17 protein-coding genes are annotated in these 16,788 nt (G+C 71.9%); 15 read left to right on the forward strand and 2 right to left on the reverse strand.

All coding sequences use genetic code 11. From position 1 onward, the window contains the following. The first annotated feature begins 96 nt into the window (after nt 1-96). The 14 genes from NDW01_RS40575 to NDW01_RS40640 all read left to right on the forward strand — a co-directional run bounded on the left by NDW01_RS40575 (nt 97) and on the right by NDW01_RS40640 (nt 14,767). Nucleotides 97-450: a hypothetical protein gene (locus NDW01_RS40575; protein ID WP_252829860.1), complete on the forward strand. Its 354-nt coding sequence runs from the start codon at nt 97-99 to the stop codon at nt 448-450. Further along, nucleotides 450-959: a hypothetical protein gene (locus tag NDW01_RS40580; protein WP_252829861.1), complete on the forward strand. Its 510-nt coding sequence runs from the start codon at nt 450-452 to the stop codon at nt 957-959. The genes NDW01_RS40575 and NDW01_RS40580 overlap by 1 nt, the downstream gene beginning before the upstream one ends. After that, nucleotides 949-1,713 (forward strand): class I SAM-dependent methyltransferase, encoded by a 765-nt coding sequence (locus tag NDW01_RS40585; RefSeq protein ID WP_252829862.1) that lies wholly within the window; start codon nt 949-951, stop codon nt 1,711-1,713. Before NDW01_RS40580 ends, NDW01_RS40585 begins: the two co-directional genes overlap by 11 nt. Continuing rightward, on the forward strand, nt 1,710-2,792 hold the full coding sequence (locus NDW01_RS40590) for a radical SAM protein (protein WP_252829863.1): 1,083 nt from the start codon (nt 1,710-1,712) through the stop codon (nt 2,790-2,792). The genes NDW01_RS40585 and NDW01_RS40590 overlap by 4 nt, the downstream gene beginning before the upstream one ends. Then, nucleotides 2,793-3,578 (forward strand): class I SAM-dependent methyltransferase, encoded by a 786-nt coding sequence (locus NDW01_RS40595; protein WP_252829864.1) that lies wholly within the window; start codon nt 2,793-2,795, stop codon nt 3,576-3,578. Beyond that, nucleotides 3,579-5,639: an aminotransferase class I/II-fold pyridoxal phosphate-dependent enzyme gene (locus NDW01_RS40600; protein ID WP_252829865.1), complete on the forward strand. Its 2,061-nt coding sequence runs from the start codon at nt 3,579-3,581 to the stop codon at nt 5,637-5,639. Continuing rightward, nucleotides 5,636-6,244 carry a sugar transferase gene (locus NDW01_RS40605; protein WP_252829866.1) on the forward strand — a complete coding sequence of 203 codons (609 nt, stop codon included), beginning with the start codon at nt 5,636-5,638 and terminating at the stop codon, nt 6,242-6,244. Before NDW01_RS40600 ends, NDW01_RS40605 begins: the two co-directional genes overlap by 4 nt. Continuing rightward, on the forward strand, nt 6,241-7,083 hold the full coding sequence (locus NDW01_RS40610; RefSeq protein WP_252829867.1) for an HAD-IIB family hydrolase: 843 nt from the start codon (nt 6,241-6,243) through the stop codon (nt 7,081-7,083). Before NDW01_RS40605 ends, NDW01_RS40610 begins: the two co-directional genes overlap by 4 nt. 85 nt (nt 7,084-7,168) lie before the next feature. Beyond that, the gene (locus NDW01_RS44155) at nt 7,169-8,962 is read left to right on the forward strand and encodes an ABC transporter ATP-binding protein (protein ID WP_252829868.1); all 1,794 of its coding nucleotides are present in this window, start codon (nt 7,169-7,171) and stop codon (nt 8,960-8,962) included. After that, nucleotides 8,959-10,737, forward strand: coding sequence for an ATP-binding cassette domain-containing protein (locus tag NDW01_RS40620; RefSeq protein WP_252829869.1), 1,779 nt, complete (start codon nt 8,959-8,961; stop codon nt 10,735-10,737). The genes NDW01_RS44155 and NDW01_RS40620 overlap by 4 nt, the downstream gene beginning before the upstream one ends. Nucleotides 10,738-10,764: 27 nt before the next feature. Then, on the forward strand, nt 10,765-11,949 hold the full coding sequence (locus tag NDW01_RS40625; protein ID WP_252829870.1) for a hypothetical protein: 1,185 nt from the start codon (nt 10,765-10,767) through the stop codon (nt 11,947-11,949). 169 nt (nt 11,950-12,118) lie between these two features. Continuing rightward, nucleotides 12,119-12,382, forward strand: a complete 264-nt coding sequence (locus tag NDW01_RS40630) for a DUF6364 family protein (RefSeq protein WP_252778788.1) — start codon at nt 12,119-12,121, stop codon at nt 12,380-12,382. 2 nt (nt 12,383-12,384) lie between these two features. Beyond that, complete coding sequence (locus NDW01_RS40635) at nt 12,385-12,762, forward strand: type II toxin-antitoxin system VapC family toxin (protein ID WP_252829871.1); 378 nt, start codon at nt 12,385-12,387, stop codon at nt 12,760-12,762. A gap of 82 nt (nt 12,763-12,844) precedes the next feature. Beyond that, complete coding sequence (locus NDW01_RS40640; protein ID WP_252829872.1) at nt 12,845-14,767, forward strand: TIGR03960 family B12-binding radical SAM protein; 1,923 nt, start codon at nt 12,845-12,847, stop codon at nt 14,765-14,767. A gap of 26 nt (nt 14,768-14,793) precedes the next feature. Here the strand turns inward: NDW01_RS40640 and NDW01_RS40645 are convergent, their stop codons facing one another. Continuing rightward, nucleotides 14,794-15,192, reverse strand: a complete 399-nt coding sequence (locus NDW01_RS40645; protein ID WP_252829873.1) for a nuclear transport factor 2 family protein — start codon at nt 15,190-15,192, stop codon at nt 14,794-14,796. 198 nt (nt 15,193-15,390) lie between these two features. Next, entirely contained in the window at nt 15,391-15,591 is a 201-nt protein-coding gene (locus NDW01_RS40650; protein WP_252829874.1) for a hypothetical protein, read from the reverse strand. 96 nt (nt 15,592-15,687) lie between these two features. Between NDW01_RS40650 and NDW01_RS40655 the strand changes: the two genes are divergently transcribed. Further along, entirely contained in the window at nt 15,688-16,746 is a 1,059-nt protein-coding gene (locus NDW01_RS40655; protein ID WP_252829875.1) for a LacI family DNA-binding transcriptional regulator, read from the forward strand. The last annotated feature ends 42 nt before the right edge of the window (nt 16,747-16,788 follow it).

Here is a 16,788-nt window from a genome sequence, read left to right on the forward strand (position 1 = left end):
TATAAGGTTCTGCTCGTATCGAGCAGCGGAGGCGTACTTCTCGATCTGCTCGCTCTTCGGCCGTGGTGGTCCGGGCATGACATCGCGTGGATCGCCGTGCGTGCTCCGGACACGGAGAGCCTCCTCGCCGGGCACCGGGTCCACTGGGCGCCGGAGCGCTCGGCGAGCCGGCCGATCGGCGTGCTCGCGTCCGTCGCACGCGCGGTCCGCGTCCTGAGGCGCGAACGCCCCGATCTCATCGTCTCCGCCGGCACCGGGGTGGCGGTCGGGGTCTTCCTCGCGGCGAGGCTCCGGAGGGTTCCCGCCGTCTGGCTGGAGACCCTGAACATCGTCGACTCCCCGGGCATCGCCAGCAGGCTCTGTTCCCGGCTCGCGGCCGCGGTGCTGGTCCAACGGCCCTCGCTGCTGGACGTGCGGCCGCGCGCGGTGCTGATCGGCGAGCTGTACTGATGGCGCGGATCCTCGTCACCGTCGGGATGGGGCCCTGGCCGTTCGACCGGCTGATCGGCGCGATCGCGCCGTTGTGCTCCGACCACGAGGTCTTCGCCCAGACGGGCACGTCGTCGCTGCGGCCGCCGTGCCCGCACGAGCCGTTCCTCCCCGCCGACGACCTCGGGAAGCGGATGGACGAGGCCGACGTGATCATCACGCACGCGGGCAACACGGTACGGCTGGTCCAGCGGTCGGGAAGGGTGCCGATCGCCGTCGCCCGTACGTCCGCCCTCGGTGAGATGGGAAACGACCACCAGGTCGCCTACCTCCGGCAGGAGGAGCGCTTCGGCCCAGTCGTGGCCGTGTGGGACGTACGGGACCTGCCCCGCGAGGTCGCCCGCCACGGTGAGCGGCAGGCGTGGCTGCTGAAGGAGCGTCCCCTGCCACCCGCGGCGACGCCCGAACACATCGTCGAGGTCATGACCTCGCTGTCCGCGAGGCTCTGTGGGGACGCCCATGATCGTTGATCAGAATCCGTTCGCGCGGCATCCGCTGCGCCGGTACGCCTTCTCCTGGCAGCGGCTCGCGCAGCGCGACGGACGGCATCTGGACGTGGGATGCGGCGACGGGTACTTCCTGTCGACGCTTCAGACGACCACCAGGCTGGAATGCTCCGGCGCCGACCCGCATCCCGGCTACCTGGAGGTGGCGCGGCACCGGAACGGGAACCTGCGCCTGCACCGGCTGACGATCGCGGGAGAGCTCCCCTTCGACACGGGTGAGTTCGACTCGGTGTCGCTCCTCGACGTCCTGGAGCACGTGCCGGACGAGTCCCGCTTCCTCGACGAGGTGCACCGCGTGCTGTCGCCCGGCGGCCTCCTCGTCCTCACCGTGCCGCGGCGGCACATCTTCTCCTTCCTCGATCCGGACAACGCGAAGTTCCGTTTCCCGCGGCTGCACCGGTTCGTCTACACGGCCAGATTCGGACGCCGGGTCTACCGGGAGCGGTTCGTCGACCTCAGCGACGACCTGCGCGGCGACATGTCGGTCGGCAAGCACGAGCACACCAACTACCGGCCCGCGGACCTCATCGGCCTGCTCCGCGGGAGCGGCTTCGAACCCACGGCCGTCGAGGGCGCCAACCTCTTCTGGCGCTGGCTCCACGCGCCCGCGCTACTGACCGGCGGCCGGCTGCGGGCGCTGCTCGAGAGGCTCATCTACCTCGATGGCGTGATCTTCAAATCGGCCAACATCCACGTGGCCGCCAGGAGGGTTCCATGAAGATCCACGAGAACGTGCGCCTGGCCAAGTTCTTCGCCCAGCTCGCCGTCAAGCAACGCGTCGCCCCCCGGCTCGGCGTCCGGCCGCTCGTCTCCGAGCTCTTCCTGACGGAGAACTGCAACCTGCGGTGCGTCAGCTGCAGCTGCTGGCTGGACAACACCAAGGGCGAGCTGACCACCGACGAGTGGAAGGACGTCCTGCGGCAGCTCGTCCGGCTGCGGATCCTGAAGGCCAACTTCACCGGGGGAGAACCGCTCATCCGGCCGGACGCGCTGGAGATCATGGCGTACGCCCATGAGCAGGGCATAAAGCACCTGCACCTGAACACGAACGGCATCAGGCTCACGCCGGCCATGCTCACCAAGGTCCTCGACGCGGGGGTCCGGAGCTTCAACATCTCCGTGGACGGGCCCAACGGCCTTGTCCACGATCGCATCAGGGGCCGTCTTGGCGCGTTCCAAACCACGATGGAGCACCTCCGCGGGGTCATCGACCAGCGGGAACGGTACGGGCTCAAGGTCCGGATGAACTTCACCGTGATGCGGGAGAACGTCGAGTACCTGCCCGACATCGCCCGGCTGGCGCAGGAACTCCGCGTCCGGCTCTACCTCAACCTCGCGACGGACCAGACCTTCCTGTTCCGGGCCCCGAAGGTCACCGAGCTCAAGCAGGTCGACGCCGACGAGATCACCGAGGCCCTCGGGCGCCTGGAAGAGGTGATGCGCTCGGACGGGCGCTGGCTCCCGCGTTACTCGGACATGTCATACATCCCCCGGCATTTCTCGGACATCGTGCAACGCGACATTCCCTGCGCGGAGTCGCAGCTCAAGCTGATGATCCACTCCAGGGGGGAGATCGGGGGCTGCTGGGGTCACGACCCGACCTTCAACGTGCGGGAACGGCGGATCTCCGAGGTGATCGAGTCCGAGGAGTACCGCGAGGAGCACGCGCGGCTGTTCCGCAAGGAGTGCGTGGGCTGCGGCAGCAACTACAGCCTGAACCTCCGCTGGCGGCCGACCACCTACGTGAACGACCTGATGTGGCGAGCGGGGCGCCGCCACCTCGGAAGGGACACCTGAATGCGGCCGAGCCAGGCCCTCTACAGCGCGCTCGCGCCGACGTACCAAGAGCACTTCGAGGTGCCGCACCGGCGCGCGTACGACACGCTCGCGTGGGAACGCGTGCGGCGCGTGCTGCCCGGCCGCGGGCCGATCGTGGACGCGGGATGCGGCGTGGGCCGCTGGGTGGAGCGCCTCGTCGGGGCGGGCCACACGGTGATCGGGATCGAGCAGTCGCCCGGCATGCTCGCGGAGCTGAGACGAGCCGACCGCCCGGGGTTCACCCTCGTCGAAGGCTCCATGGAGACGGCCGAGCTCGCGGAGGGCTCGGCCGCCATGGTGATGGCCCTCGGCTCGCTGCAGTACACCGCGGACCCGGAGGCGACGGTGCGCCGGTTCGCCCGGTGGGTGCGGCCGGGCGGCCGGGTGGTCGTGCTCGTCGACTCCCTCATGGGCCTGGTCCTCGAACTGCTGCGGGACGGCAGGCCGACCGAGGCGACGGAGCGCCTGCGCACACGGATGGGCGTATGGCGGGTCGACGGTCAGCACGCCGACATGCACCTCTTCGACGCCGCCCGGCTGCGGCGGGCGTTCGAGGACGCCGGCCTGACCGACGTGGAGGTGCACGGCCTGCTCGTGACGGCCGCACCGCTGGGCGTCGGCCGGCTGACCGAGGAACTTCAACGTGATTGGGACGCGCACCTGGCCCTCGAACGCGAGTTGCTCGCCGACCCGGCCATGGCCGACGCCGGCAAGCAGCTGCTGGCGACGGGCCGTCGTCCGACCTCCGACGGTGATGAGGGATAGATGGAGACGTTCGTTGTTCTGGGAGGGTCCGGCTTCATCGGGGGCAGGATCAGCGAGTCGCTGCTGACCGCCGGCCATGAGGTGACCGTGGTCGATCGCCGTCCGCCGCCGGATCGGCTGGTGACGGCGGGAGCCCGGTGGCTGGCCGTCGACGCCCTCACCGACGAGCCGCCACGGCTCCCGGACGGGACCGTGGTCGTCTCGCTCGGCATGAGCGATCCGCGTCCCCGATGGCCGTGGCTGCTGCCCGTGGGCAACGCCGTGTCGACCGCGCGGATCCTGCCGGCGCTGGCCGGGCACGACGTCGTGCTGCTGTCCTCGGTGGAGGTCTACGGCAGCGCGGAGGCGCCGCTGCGCGAGGACACCGCCCCCGTGCTCCCGTGGACCGGGGAGGAGCTCGGCGGATGGTGCGACGACGCGCTCCTGGCGGCCCGTGAGGCCTGCCCCCTGTGGCGGGTCGCGCCGCTGGGCCGCCGCATGGCCGAGGCCGACCCGACGGGGCGGTGGATCTACGGCATGTCGAAACTGGCGCAGGAACGCCTGGTACGGGACGCCGTCGACGCCGGGCGGCTGACCGTCCTGCGCCTCGCCAACGTGGTCGGGGTCGGCCAGGACCGGTTCGTCGCCAGGATCACGAGGAAGGCGCTGGCCGGTCACCCCCTGCCGGTCACCGACACCGTCCGCAGCTTCGTGCCGGTGCGCGACCTCGGCCGGATCATCGAGGAGGGCGTCGGGCCCGGGATCTACAACGTCGGCGCGCCGGCCACCTCCCTGGTCTCCGTCGCCGAGGAGGTCCGGGACCTGTGCGGTTCGGAGTCGCCGATCCGGCCCGTTCCGCCGCCCGCCGACGACACCTGCGGGGTCGTCGACGTCTCGGCCCTCGCGGCCGCGGGTCACCGGGTGGGAGAGCTGCGGCCGTGCCTCGAAGAGATCGTCACGTCCCTCCGCCGGGACGGCACGCCCTCGTTCGATCCGCCGGTCCCGGTGGTGATCCCTCCTCGCGCGGCCCTCCCGGACGAGGTCGCCGCCCGCCAGCAGCAGTGCCTGTGGACCGGCGAGATCAAGCACGGCAACCGCTGGTCGGAGGAACTGCGCGAGCGGCTGGCCAAGGAACTCGACGTCCCGGCCGGCCGGACCCTCCTCGTGACCACCTCCGGGACGTCCGCCCTGCGCCTGGTGATCGCGGCGGTCGCCGGCCCGGCGGCGCCGGGCGAGGCCGCGGTGCTGCCCTCGTTCACCTTCCCGGCCACCGCGGAGGTGCTGCTTCAACTCGGGTACCGGCTGCGCTTCATCGACGTGGACGAGCGAGGGTGGACGCTCGATCCCGAGGCCCTGCGCGCCGCCCTGAGCGAGGAGCCGGCCCGCGTGGTCGTCTGCGTCGACACGTTCGGGAACCCCTGCCGCTATGAGGAGCTGTCGAGCGTCTGCGCGGAGCACGGCGCCGTTCTCGTCGCGGACTCCGCGGCGGCGCTCGGCAGCCGCTACCGGGGCCGCCCCGTGGCGTCGCAGGCGGACGGCCACTCGTACTCGATGAGCTTCGCCAAGGTCCTGTCCGCCGGCGGGGCGGGCGGCGCCGCCGTGCTCCCGGCGGACGCCGCCGAGAGGATGCTCGCGGACCGGTCGGCGTGGTGGCGTTCGGAGCTGATGCACGAACTGCACGCGATCTACGCCCTGGACCAGCTCCAGGTGCTCGAGGACCTGGTACGGCGCCGCAACCGGGTCGCCGAGATCTACCGTGACGGTCTGTCCGGCCTCCCCGGGCTCCGGCCGCAGGAGACCGACCCGGACGACCTGAACTGTTACGTCCATTGGGTCGTCCGGATCCCGGACCCGCCGGGCCGTCCGGCGCTGGAACGCGCGCTGCTGGAGCGCGGCGTGCACACGAAGCCCTACTTCCGGGCGGCGCACCTGGCCGCCTTCGGAAACGGCGAGCGGTTGCCCGTCACCGAGCGGCTCGACGCCGAGGCGCTCGCACTGCCGATGTCCTCGGAGCTCACGGTGGAGGAGGCCGAGAAGATCGTCATGACCGTGCGGCACTGCTACGCGGACCTGACGCGATGACCGGTCCGAACGGCCGGGCCAAACGCGCCGTCGACCTCCTCGTGGGCGCGCTCGCCATGGTGATGTCCGCCCCGCTGCTGGGCGCCCTCGCCATCGCGATCAAGTGGTCGTCCCCCGGGCCGGTCCTGTTCCGGCAGGAGCGGGTGGGCCGGGGACGCCGCCCGTTCACGATGCTGAAGCTGCGGACCATGGTCGACGGGGCGGACCGGATGGTGGCGGAGCTGCTGGCACGGGGCGGTACCGACGAGCGGTTCTACAAGTTCCAGGACGACCCGCGCATCACCCGGGTCGGCGCCTTCCTGAGGCGCTGGTCGCTGGACGAGCTACCGCAGCTCTGGAACGTTCTCCGCGGCGAGATGAGCCTGGTGGGCCCGCGCCCGGCCCTCGCGTCGGAGGTACGGGCCTATGCGCCGTGGCAGCTGCGGAGGCTGGAGGTCCGGCCCGGCATGACCGGGGCGTGGCAGGTCAGCGGACGATCCGAGCTGGGCTTCGACGACTGCGTACGCCTGGACCTCGCCTACATCGACGGGTGGCGGCTCGCCCGGGACGTGGGCATCCTCCTCCGTACGGCGCCGGCCGTGCTGCGGCGCCGGGGCGCCTTGTGAGCTGCGGGATCCGCCTGATCGCGGCGGACCTGGACGGCACTCTGCTGCCGCACGCCCGTGACCCGGCGGCGCCGGCCCCGGCGCCGTCGGCCCGCCTGCGCGCGGCACTGCGAGGTGTCCTCGACGCCGGGATCCACGTCGTCGTGGCCACCGGACGTCCGGGACGGCAGGCCAGGCGCCTCACCGCGGGGCTCGGGGTGCACGACCTGGCGGTGTGCGCCAACGGCGCCGAGGTCTACGACCTCCGCGCGGGGGCCGCGGTCCGGCGGTCGTTCCTGTCCGCGGCCGGCGCGCGCCAGGTGCTCGCCCAGGTGCGGGCGTCGATCCCGGACGTCGTGTTCGCGTGGGAGGACAGCGACGGGATCGGCCATGAGACCCGCTGGAACACGCCCTTCGTCGAACCGCCGGTCGAGGTCGGGGATCCGGCCGACCTCCTGAACCGGCCCGTCGGCAAGCTGCTGGCCCGCCATCCCGTCCTCGGCCCCGCCGAGCTCGCCGCGCGGGTGCGCGCCGGTCGCCGGGCGGCCGCCGGCCTGACCCTGACCTGGTCGACCGGGCCCATCCTCGAGATCCTCGCGCGCGGTGTGAGCAAGGGCGCGGCGCTGGAATCGCTGTCCCGACGCCTCGGTGTCGCCGCCCATCAGGTCATGGCGATCGGGGACGCCCACAACGACCTGTCCATGCTCGCCTTCGCCGGACGCGCGGTCGCGGCGGGTGACGCGCCCTCCGCCGTACGGGCGGCGGCGGACCTGGTCATCGGGCCGGATGATCCCGATGGGGTGGCGCGTGTCCTCGAACGGCTCCTACCATGGGAGCGCTCCCAAAGAGGGTGGTCATGATGCGCGACGGAAGGGCGGCCGGCACGGCCGACGTGCCCTCCCGGCCGGGGAGCGCGCCGGTCCACCGACACGGGGGCGCCCGCCTGTGACGCGTCGATGGCCGGCCATCGCCCGGCTCGTACCCCACGCCGGGTTCGGGCCCGCGGCGGCGGCCATCGCGCACAGCCTCGTCACCGGCCTGCTGCCGATCGCGTTCATCTTCTGCACGAGCTCCATGCTGGCCGCGCTCCCGGACTCGGCGCACCCGCACGCGTGGATCGCCCCGGCGGGCCTGGCGATGGCCGCCCTGCTGGCGCAGCAGGTGCTCGCCCCGTTCCAGGCCGCGCTCGCCGAGCTGGTGACCCGCCGGGTCGACGAGCGCTGCCTGAACCGCGTCGTCACCTCGGCCGTCGCGGACACCCCCATGACCGCCCTGCAACGGCCGGAGGTCATGGACCGGCTCGGCGACGTCAACGCCGCGTTCGAGGGCGCGGCGCCGACGCCGGGCGCCGCGGTGGCCGGGGCCATCGCGCTGGTCACCCGCTACGTGCAACTCCTCGGCGCGGTCATCCTCGTCGGTGTCGAGCTGAGCCCGGTGGCCGGTCTCGTCGCCGCCGCGACCGCGCTGATCGTCCGCGTCGCCCAGCGCGGATCCCTCGCCCGGTTCGCGACCGCCTGGACCGGCATGGCCGGAGCGCGCCGGAAGATCAACTACCTGCTCGACGTGGGTCTCGGCGCCGCGGACGCCAAAGAGCTGCGCGTCCTGGGACTGCTGCCGTGGCTGCGCGCGCGCCATCGCGCCGACTCGCGGGCCTACCTCGCTCCGATGTGGTCCCGGCGCCGCCGCATCTACTTCCGACCCTTCGTGGGGTACTCCCTGATCGCGCTGGCCGGCGGCGGACTGACCATGGTGCTGCTGGAGCGCGCGGCCGTGGCGGGCCGGGTGGACCTGCGGGCCCTGTCCATCGCCGTTCAGTGCCTGCTCGTGGCCATGCGCTTCGGGGTGTTCTTTCCCGAGAGCGACATCAAGACCCAGCACGGTTTCGAGACCCAGCGGGCGATCCTGGAGTTCGAACGGTACGCGGTGGGCCCCGCATCCCCTCCCGAGGTCACGCGCGGAGAGGTCGCCGCGCCGCGCCGCTCGATCGCCTTCGAGCGCGTCGTCTTCGCCTACGACGAGGCGCCCGTTCCCGTCCTCGACGGCTGCGACCTCGAGATCACGGCGGGCCGCTCCACCGCGATCGTCGGGTTCAACGGCGCGGGCAAGACCACGCTGATCAAGCTGCTCGCCCGGCTCCACGACCCGCAGCGCGGCCGGGTCACGGTCGACGGGCGCGACCTGCGCGACCTCGACGTCCGCGCGTGGCGGCGCCGGCTCGCCGTCATCTTCCAGGACTTCCTGCGGTACGACCTCACCGCCGCCGACAACATCCGCATGGGCGCGCCCGACCTGCCCCGCGACGACACGGCGCTGCTCGACGCGGCCGAACGGGCGGGCGCGCTCGACCTGATCGAGAGGCTGCCCGCCGGCCTGGACACGCCGTTGTCGTCCCGGTACCGCGGCGGACAGGACCTGTCCGGCGGCCAGTGGCAGCGCATCGCGCTGGCCAGGGCGCTGTACGCGGTCCACGCCGGCGCGTCGGTCCTCGTGATGGACGAGCCGACGGCCCACTTCGACGTCCGCGCCGAGACCCGCTTCTTCGACCGGTTCCTCGAACTGACCGAGGGACTGACCACCGTGCTCGTCGCGCATCGCTTCTCCACCGTCCGCCACGCCGACCGGATCGTCGTGCTCGACGGCGGCCGCGTCGTCGAGTCCGGTGACCATGACGGGCTCGTCGGTCTCGGCGGTCGGTACGCGAAGCTGTTCGCGCTGCAGGCCGAGAGGTTCGCGCGATGAGCGACATCCGCCGCGCCGTGCGCCTGCTGCTGACGCTGGCGTGGCGGACCGATCGCGGCCGCCTCGTGCGGGCCGCCCTGCTCATGCTCGTCGGCTACGTGGCGACCCCCCTGATCGCGGTCTGCCTGAAGGTCCTCACCGACCGGGCCGTCGCCCACGACCCGCGGGCGCTCTGGGCCGCGCTGGCGGCCGCGGTCCTGCTCGTCTTCGAGCTGATGATGGCCCACTTCGCCCACCTGTCGTACTTCGAGCTGGGCGAGATGGAGGAGGAGACCCTCAACTCCACGCTGATCGAGCTGGCCGGGCGGCCGGACGGGCTGCGCCGGTTCGACAGCCCGGACTTCGCCGACACGCTGCGGCTGGTGCGCGAGGACCTGATGAACATCAGGATGGCCCTGGCGGCCGTGCTGCAACTCGGGGGCGTCCTCCTGCAGACCGCCGTCGCCACGGTGATCCTCGCCCGGGTGAGCCCCCTGCTGATCCTGCTGCTCGCCGCGGCGCTGCCCCCGGTGATCGCCGGCCGGCGCGCCCAGCGGGTCATCGACCGGGCACAGGAGGCCGAGGCGGAGCGGACCCGCCTGGTCAACCACCTCCTGCGGCTGGCCACCTCGGCCGGCTCGGTCAAGGAGCTGCGGCTGTACCGCGCCGAGAGGGAACTGGCCGGATTGCAGGCGGCCCTCTGGTCGCAGATCACGGCGGCGTCCTGGCGCGCGCACCGGCGCGCCGCCGCCCTCCGGGCCGCCGGTCAGACGGTGTTCGGAGTGGCCTACGGCGGGGCGGTCCTCCTGGTGGCGACGTACGCCGCGCGCGATCACGCGCGGCTGGGCGACGTGGTCCTCATCATCACCCTGGCCGTCCAGGTCAGCGCCCAGGTGTCCGAGGCCCTGAGCCTGCTGTCCACACTGCAGACGGCGGGGCGGACGGCCAGACGGCTCGACCGCCTGCGCTCGGACGACGTCGCCGAGCCCGCCGGCGCGGCGCGCGCCGTCCCGGACCGGCTGGAGCGCGGCATCCGTCTCGAAGGCGTCGGCTTCCGCTACTCCGCCGGGCGACCGCCCGTGCTGCGGGACGTCACGCTCGACCTGCCGGCGGGCGCCACCGTGGTCGTCGTCGGGGAGAACGGCGCGGGCAAGAGCACGCTGGTGAAGCTGCTGTGCGGCCTGTACGAACCCACAGCCGGCTCGATCCTCGTGGACGGGGTGCCCCTGAGCGACGTGGCGCCCGACGCCTGGCGCCGGAACCTCGCCGTGATGTACCAGGACTTCTCCCGGTTCCAGCTGACGCTGCGGGAGAGCGTGGGAGTGGGCGACCTCGGACGGTCCGGGGATGACGCCGCCGTGCTCGGCGCGCTGGAGCGCGCCGGGGCGGGCAGGGTCGCGACGAAGCCGCCCGAGGGACTGTCCGGTCTCGTCGGCACCGCGTACGGGGACGGCACCGAACTGTCGGGAGGCCAGTGGCAGTCGGTCGCGCTCGCGCGAAGCCTCATGCGGACGGAGCCGCTGCTGCTGGTGATGGACGAGCCCACCGCCGCCCTGGACGCCGCCGCGGAGAGCGCGATCTTCGAGCGGTACCGGGAGTCGGCGCGCCGGGCGGCCGAACGCCGGGGCGCGATCACGCTGTTCGTCTCGCACCGATTCTCGACGGTCCACAGGGCCGACCTGATCGTCGTCCTGGACCAGGGGCGTGTGGCCGAGACCGGCCGGCACGCCGACCTCCTCGCGGCGGGAGGGAAGTACGCCGAGCTGTTCCGCATGCACGCCCGCGTCTATGAGTAGTCGTCGCCGAGAAAGGGGTTGATCTGGATGCGCATGGCCTACGCCTCCGACGTCGGAGACTCCGGCCACAAGTCGGTGAGCCTGGCGATCGCCGAAGAGGGCGTCGCACGGGGCCACACGTGCGAGGAGTTCGCACTGTGGCCCGAGGACTCGGTCGTCGCCAGGGACGTGCTGTTCCGGATGTTCCGCGAGTACGCCGGCCGGCGTCTGCCCGGCCTGCCACCCGTGATCGAACACCCGCAGCTCGAACCGGAGATGGCCCTGGACATGCTGCCGGGCCTGTCGCTCCCGGACGTCGACGTTCTGATCGGCGTCCACCCGTGGGCGGCCTACTTCTTCGCCGAACTCGCCCGGCGGGACGGCTTCGACGGCCCGATCATCGCGGTGAACACCGACTTCTACGAGTTCCCCGCCCTCGCCCACCCGCGCATCGACATCTACACCGGCGTGTTCCCCAAGCTGATCCTGCCGCCGGCCGACCGGGCCCGGCAGCGGGCGATCGGCATGCCGGTCCGGTCCGGCTTCCGGCGTCCCGGGCCACCCGCGGCGGAGCGGAACCTGATCGTCGCCGCGGTCGGCGCCCGCCCCTTCATCCCCCTCGACGACGTGGTCGCGATGTGCTCGGCCCTGCAACGGCGGCTCCCCGACGTACGCGTCGTGGTGTGCGCCGGCCGGGAGCCCGCCGACTCACCACCGCGGACCACTCCGTCGAACATCGAGATCATCCACGGCGCGACGGACCTGTCCGACCTGATGACCAAGGCGCGACTCGTGATCACCAGGCCGAGCGGTGCCACGGTCGCGGAGACGATCGCCGCCGGCGCCGTACCCGCCCTGCTGCCCTCCGATGTGCCCTGGGAGGCCGACGCCGGCCGTCACCTGGTCTGGGAGGGACTGGCGGTGCCGCTGCCGGCACGGCCGGAGGCGATCGTCGAGGCGATCGAGGGCCTCTGGGCCGACGATCAGCGCGTCGGCGCGATCGTCGGCGCGGGACGGCGGCTGGAGCTGGACCGGAGCGCCGAGCGCCTGTGGGAGCTCGCCGAGGCGGGACGCCCCGCGCCTGTGGAGGACCCTCGCGCGCTCCTGGAGCCCGCGGAGGCCGAGCTGCTGGAGGGCTATCTCCGGACGCTCGATGAGGCGCAGCGCGGCGATCCCATGCCGAGGACGGCGGCGATCCTGCGGCGGGCGATGCTCGACTGGTACATCGGCTGAGCCCGGCGCCGCCCCGTACGACGCGCGCCCGTCACTTTACGTAAATGAGTGGCTACGTTCGAGAGTAGTCACTACTGTACGGAGCGTGCTCGCAACCATAGAGGCCGCGCCCGCGCGGCCGACGTATTTCGCCTGGGTGGGGCGATCCTACTCGAGTAGGATCGACGACATGGCGATGAGGAAACTGTCCATCACCCTGCCCGAGGAACTCGCGGAGATGGTCAAGCGCCAGGCCGAGGAGGAAGGCACCTCGGTCTCCGCCGTCATCGCCGACTTCCTCGCCGCTCTCGCCCGTCAGCGCGCCGGTGAAGAGGCCGTCCAGTGGTTCGAGGAGGAGGAAGGGCCGTTCACGCCGGAGGAGCTCATCGAGGCGGAGCGGATCTGGCAGGCCGCAGAAGCGCATCAGCGCAAGATGAAGAGGGCGGCGAGCTGAAAGTGCTCGATGCCGGAGTCCTCATCAGCGCCGAGGCGCGCAGCAAGGCCGCCTGGTCGCTGGAGAAGAGAGGTCGAGGCGGACGTGTCCTCATCGTCAGCACCCCGGTGCTGGCGCAAGTCTGGAGAAGCGGCCCTCGGCAAGCCGTGCTGGCGCGCTTCCTGAAGGGCTGCGTCATCCAGTCGCCGTCCGAGAGGATCGCCAAGCGCGCCGGTGAGCTGCTGGGCCGCACCGGCACCAGCGACGCCGTCGACGCTCTCGTCGTGGCCACGGCGCTCGAACAGGAGGCGGCCATGATCCTGACAAGTGATCCGGTGGACATCGAAACGCTCGTCGCGGCCTCGGAGGCGGCATTCCCGCCCTTGATCCAGAAAGTCTGAGAGGCGGGTGAGCGGTCGGGGGGAGGGGCTCGCGCCGGTAGGGTGAGGGGGATCCCATATTCGTCTTCGGAGGCGTTCCGTCATGGCCGTCGAGTCGCTGTTCGCCCGGCTGGAGCCGCTGCTCCCCAGGGTGCAGAAGCCGATTCAGTACGTCGGCGGGGAGCTGAACTCCTCCGTCAAGGACTGGGACTCCTGTGACGTGCGCTGGGCGCTGATGTACCCGGACGCGTACGAGGTGGGCCAGCCCAACCAGGGCGTGCAGATCCTGTACGAGGTGCTGAACGAGCGCGAGGGCGTGCTGGCCGAGCGCACCTACAGCGTCTGGCCGGACCTCGAGGCGCTGATGCGCGAGCACGGCGTCCCGCAGTTCACGGTGGACGCGCACCGGCCGGTCGGGGCGTTCGACGTGCTCGGCGTCAGCTTCTCCACCGAGCTGGGCTACACCAACATGCTCACCGCCCTGGACCTGGCGGGGATTCCGCTGCGCGCGACGGAGCGGTCCGACGAGCACCCGATCGTGCTGGCCGGCGGGCACGCGGCCTTCAACCCCGAGCCGATCGCCGACTTCCTCGACGCGGCCGTGCTGGGCGACGGCGAGGAGATCGTCCTGGCGATCACCGAGGTGATCCGCGAGTGGAAGGGCGAAGGGCGGCCCGGCGGCCGGGACGAGCTGCTGATGCGGCTCGCGAGGTCCGGTGGCGTCTACGTCCCGAAGTTCTACGACGTGAGCTACCTGCCGGACGGCCGGATCCAGCGCGTCGCGCCGAACCGCCCCGGCGTGCCGTGGCGGGTGGCCAAGCACACGGTCATGGACCTCGACCAGTGGCCGTACCCGAAAAAGCCCCTCGTGCCGCTGGCCGAGACGGTGCACGAGCGGTACAGCGTCGAGATCTTCCGCGGCTGCACGCGCGGCTGCCGCTTCTGCCAGGCGGGCATGATCACCCGGCCGGTGCGCGAGCGGTCGATCACGACGATCGGCGCGATGGTCGAGAACGGGCTGAAGGAGTCAGGCTTCCAGGAGGTCGGCCTGCTGAGCCTGTCCAGCGCCGACCACTCCGAGATCGCCGACATCGCCAAGGGCCTCGGTGACCGGTACGAAGGCACCAACACGTCACTGTCGCTGCCGTCGACCCGCGTCGACGCCTTCAACATCACCCTCGCCAACGAGTTCTCCCGCGGCGGCCGCCGGTCCGGGCTGACGTTCGCCCCCGAGGGCGGGTCGGAGCGGATGCGCAAGGTCATCAACAAGATGGTCAGCGAGGACGACCTGATCCGCACCGTCACCACGGCGTACGAGAACGGCTGGCGGCAGGTCAAGCTGTACTTCATGTGCGGGCTGCCCACCGAGGAGGACGAGGACGTCCTCGCGATCGCCGACATGGCCAGGCGCGTCATCCAGGCGGGCCGGCAGGCCACCGGCCGCCGCGACATCCGCTGCACCGTCTCCATCGGCGGGTTCGTGCCGAAGCCGCACACGCCGTTCCAGTGGGCGGCCCAGTGCGACCATGAGACGGTCGACCGGCGCCTGCGGGCGCTGAAGGACGCGCTGCGGCGCGACAAGGAGTACGGCCGCGCCATCGGCCTGCGCTACCACGACGGCCAGCCGTCGATCATCGAGGGACTGTTGTCGCGCGGTGACCGGCGTGTCGGAAAGATCATCCAGGCCGTCTGGGAGGACGGCGGCCGGTTCGACGGGTGGAGCGAGCACTTCTCCTTCGAACGCTGGACGGCCTGCGCGGACAAGGCGCTGTCCGACGAGCCGGTGGACCTCGACTGGTACACCGTCCGGGAGCGTGACGAGGTCGAGGTGCTGCCCTGGGACCACCTCGACGCCGGCCTCGACCGTGAGTGGCTGTGGCAGGACTGGCAGGACGCCCTCGACGAGACCGAGGTCGAGGACTGCCGCTGGACGCCGTGCTACGACTGCGGCGTCTGCCCGACCATGGACACCGAGATCCAGATCGGCCCGACCGGTAAGAAGCTCCTGCCGCTGACCGTCGTCTGAGGGTGTTCGCCCGCCGGGCGCGAGGATCAGGATCCGGCGGCCGGCGGTCTGCTGATCTGCTCGATCCGGCGGATGCGCCCGTCGTGCGCCAGCCTGCCGAACATGAAGATCTCCGCCTCGAAGGTCTTCCCCCGGCGCAGCGTCGTCCGCAGGGTGTAGCGGGCGGCGATCCGGTCGCCGGAGACGAGGGCGTCGTGCACGTCGACCTCGAGGGACGGCCTCTCCGCCCCGCCGACGTTCCTGCGCGCCGGGCGCGCGTGGTCGATCATCCGTTGCCGGTCCAGCACCGCCTCCTCGGTGACGTACTCGAAGTCCGGCACGAAGTAGCGGTCGAGGATCTCTCCCGGGTCCTGGTCGGACAGGCCCAGGGCCGTGATGTAGTCGGTCAGGAAGTCGGTGACGTCGCTGTCGGTGCTGAAGCCCATGACATCTCCCGCGTAGGAGTACGGCGTACGCTTACGCCGCCACCTTACCCGGAGAGGGCGGCGGATCGCCGGGGTCGCGGCCGAAGCCTGCGGTAAGGCCGCGTGAGCGTAAAAAGATCCGGCGGGCCCGAGGGGGCCCGCCGGATCGCGCGGGGTCGGCGTCCGCCGGTGTCGGCGGGACGCGCTCACTGGTCACCGTCATCCCACCGACGGCTCCAGGCAGGGGTCGACGCGGTCGGCCGTGCGCCGGAGCAGCGCCGCGAGGGCGGTGCGGACGACCGGCGTGCGGGGCTCCTCGGGGACGTAGGGGACCCTGGGGGCGTCGGGCAGGGCCGACTGCGCGTGCGTGCGCATCTTCTCCTGCGCCGAGATGAACGTGACGACCTGCAGCGGAGTCATGGCTTCCCTTCCTGGTTCATCTTTATCGATTCAGTTACCTCCTCAAGAGTACGTCGTGTCCCCTTCTTAATCAATTCAGAACTAAGGTGGCATCTCGTGCAACGCGTCACACTGCAGACGATCGCCGATCGGGTCGGCGTCTCACGTACGACGGTGTCCAACGCCTTCTCGCGGCCCGATCAGCTGAACGAGGAGCTGCGCCGGCGAATCCTCGAGGTGGCGGGGGAGCTCGGCTACCCCGGCCCGCACCCGGCGGCCCGTACGCTCCGCCGGGGCCGGGCCGGCGTGATCGGAGTGATCTTCACCGAGGAGCTGTCGTACGCCTTCGCCGACTCCTACGCCGTCGGCTTCCTGCGCGGGCTGGCCAGCGTGGCCGAGCAGTCCGGGACCGGGCTCCACCTCATCGGCTGGCCGTCCCCTGACGTGGCCGAGGAGGTGATCGCGGACGCGGTGGTGGACGGCTTCTGCCTGTTCTCCCCGGAGGGCCACCCGCTCGTCCAGACGGTGCTGCGCCGCCGGCTGCCCGTCGTCACCGTGGACTATCCGTACGTCGAGGGCGTGCCGTTCGTGGGCATCGAGGACCGGGTCGCCGCGCGCACGGCGGCCGAGCACGTCCTCGGCCTGGGGCACCGGCGCGTCGCCGTGCTGGGCGTGCAGCCCGCCCCGGGGCGCACCGACCGCGACTGGCTGGACCTGGACCGGCCGGGAGACCTGCGGTTCGGGGCGGGACGCGCCCGGCTGGCCGGCTACCGGGACGCCTGTGTGGCGGGCGGCCTGGAGTGGAAGGACGTCGTCCTCGACCGTACGGCGAACGACCGGGAGCTCGCGTGGCAGGCCGCGGAGCGCGTCCTCGACCGGATCCCGCGGCCGACCGCGATCCTGGCGCCGACGGACGAGGTGGCGTTCGCGGTCCTGGACGTCGCGGCGCACCGGGGGATCGAGGTTCCAGGGGAGCTGTCGGTCGTCGGCTTCGACGACGTGCCCGCGGCCGCTCCGGCCGGGCTCACCACCGTCCGCCAGCCGATCACCGAGAAGGGCACCACGGCGGGGCGCCTGCTCCTCGACCCCGCGCGCGAGCCCGCGCCCTGCGTGGTCATGGGGACCGAACTCGTCGTCCGCCGTACGACCGCGCCGCCGCCCGGTGCCATCGCGTGACGCAGGATACGAAACGCGAACGGACGAGCGCGCGTCGTACCG

This window comes from Actinoallomurus soli, from assembly GCF_024055715.1.
In the GTDB taxonomy this organism is placed as follows: Bacteria; Actinomycetota; Actinomycetes; order Streptosporangiales; family Streptosporangiaceae; genus Actinoallomurus; species Actinoallomurus soli.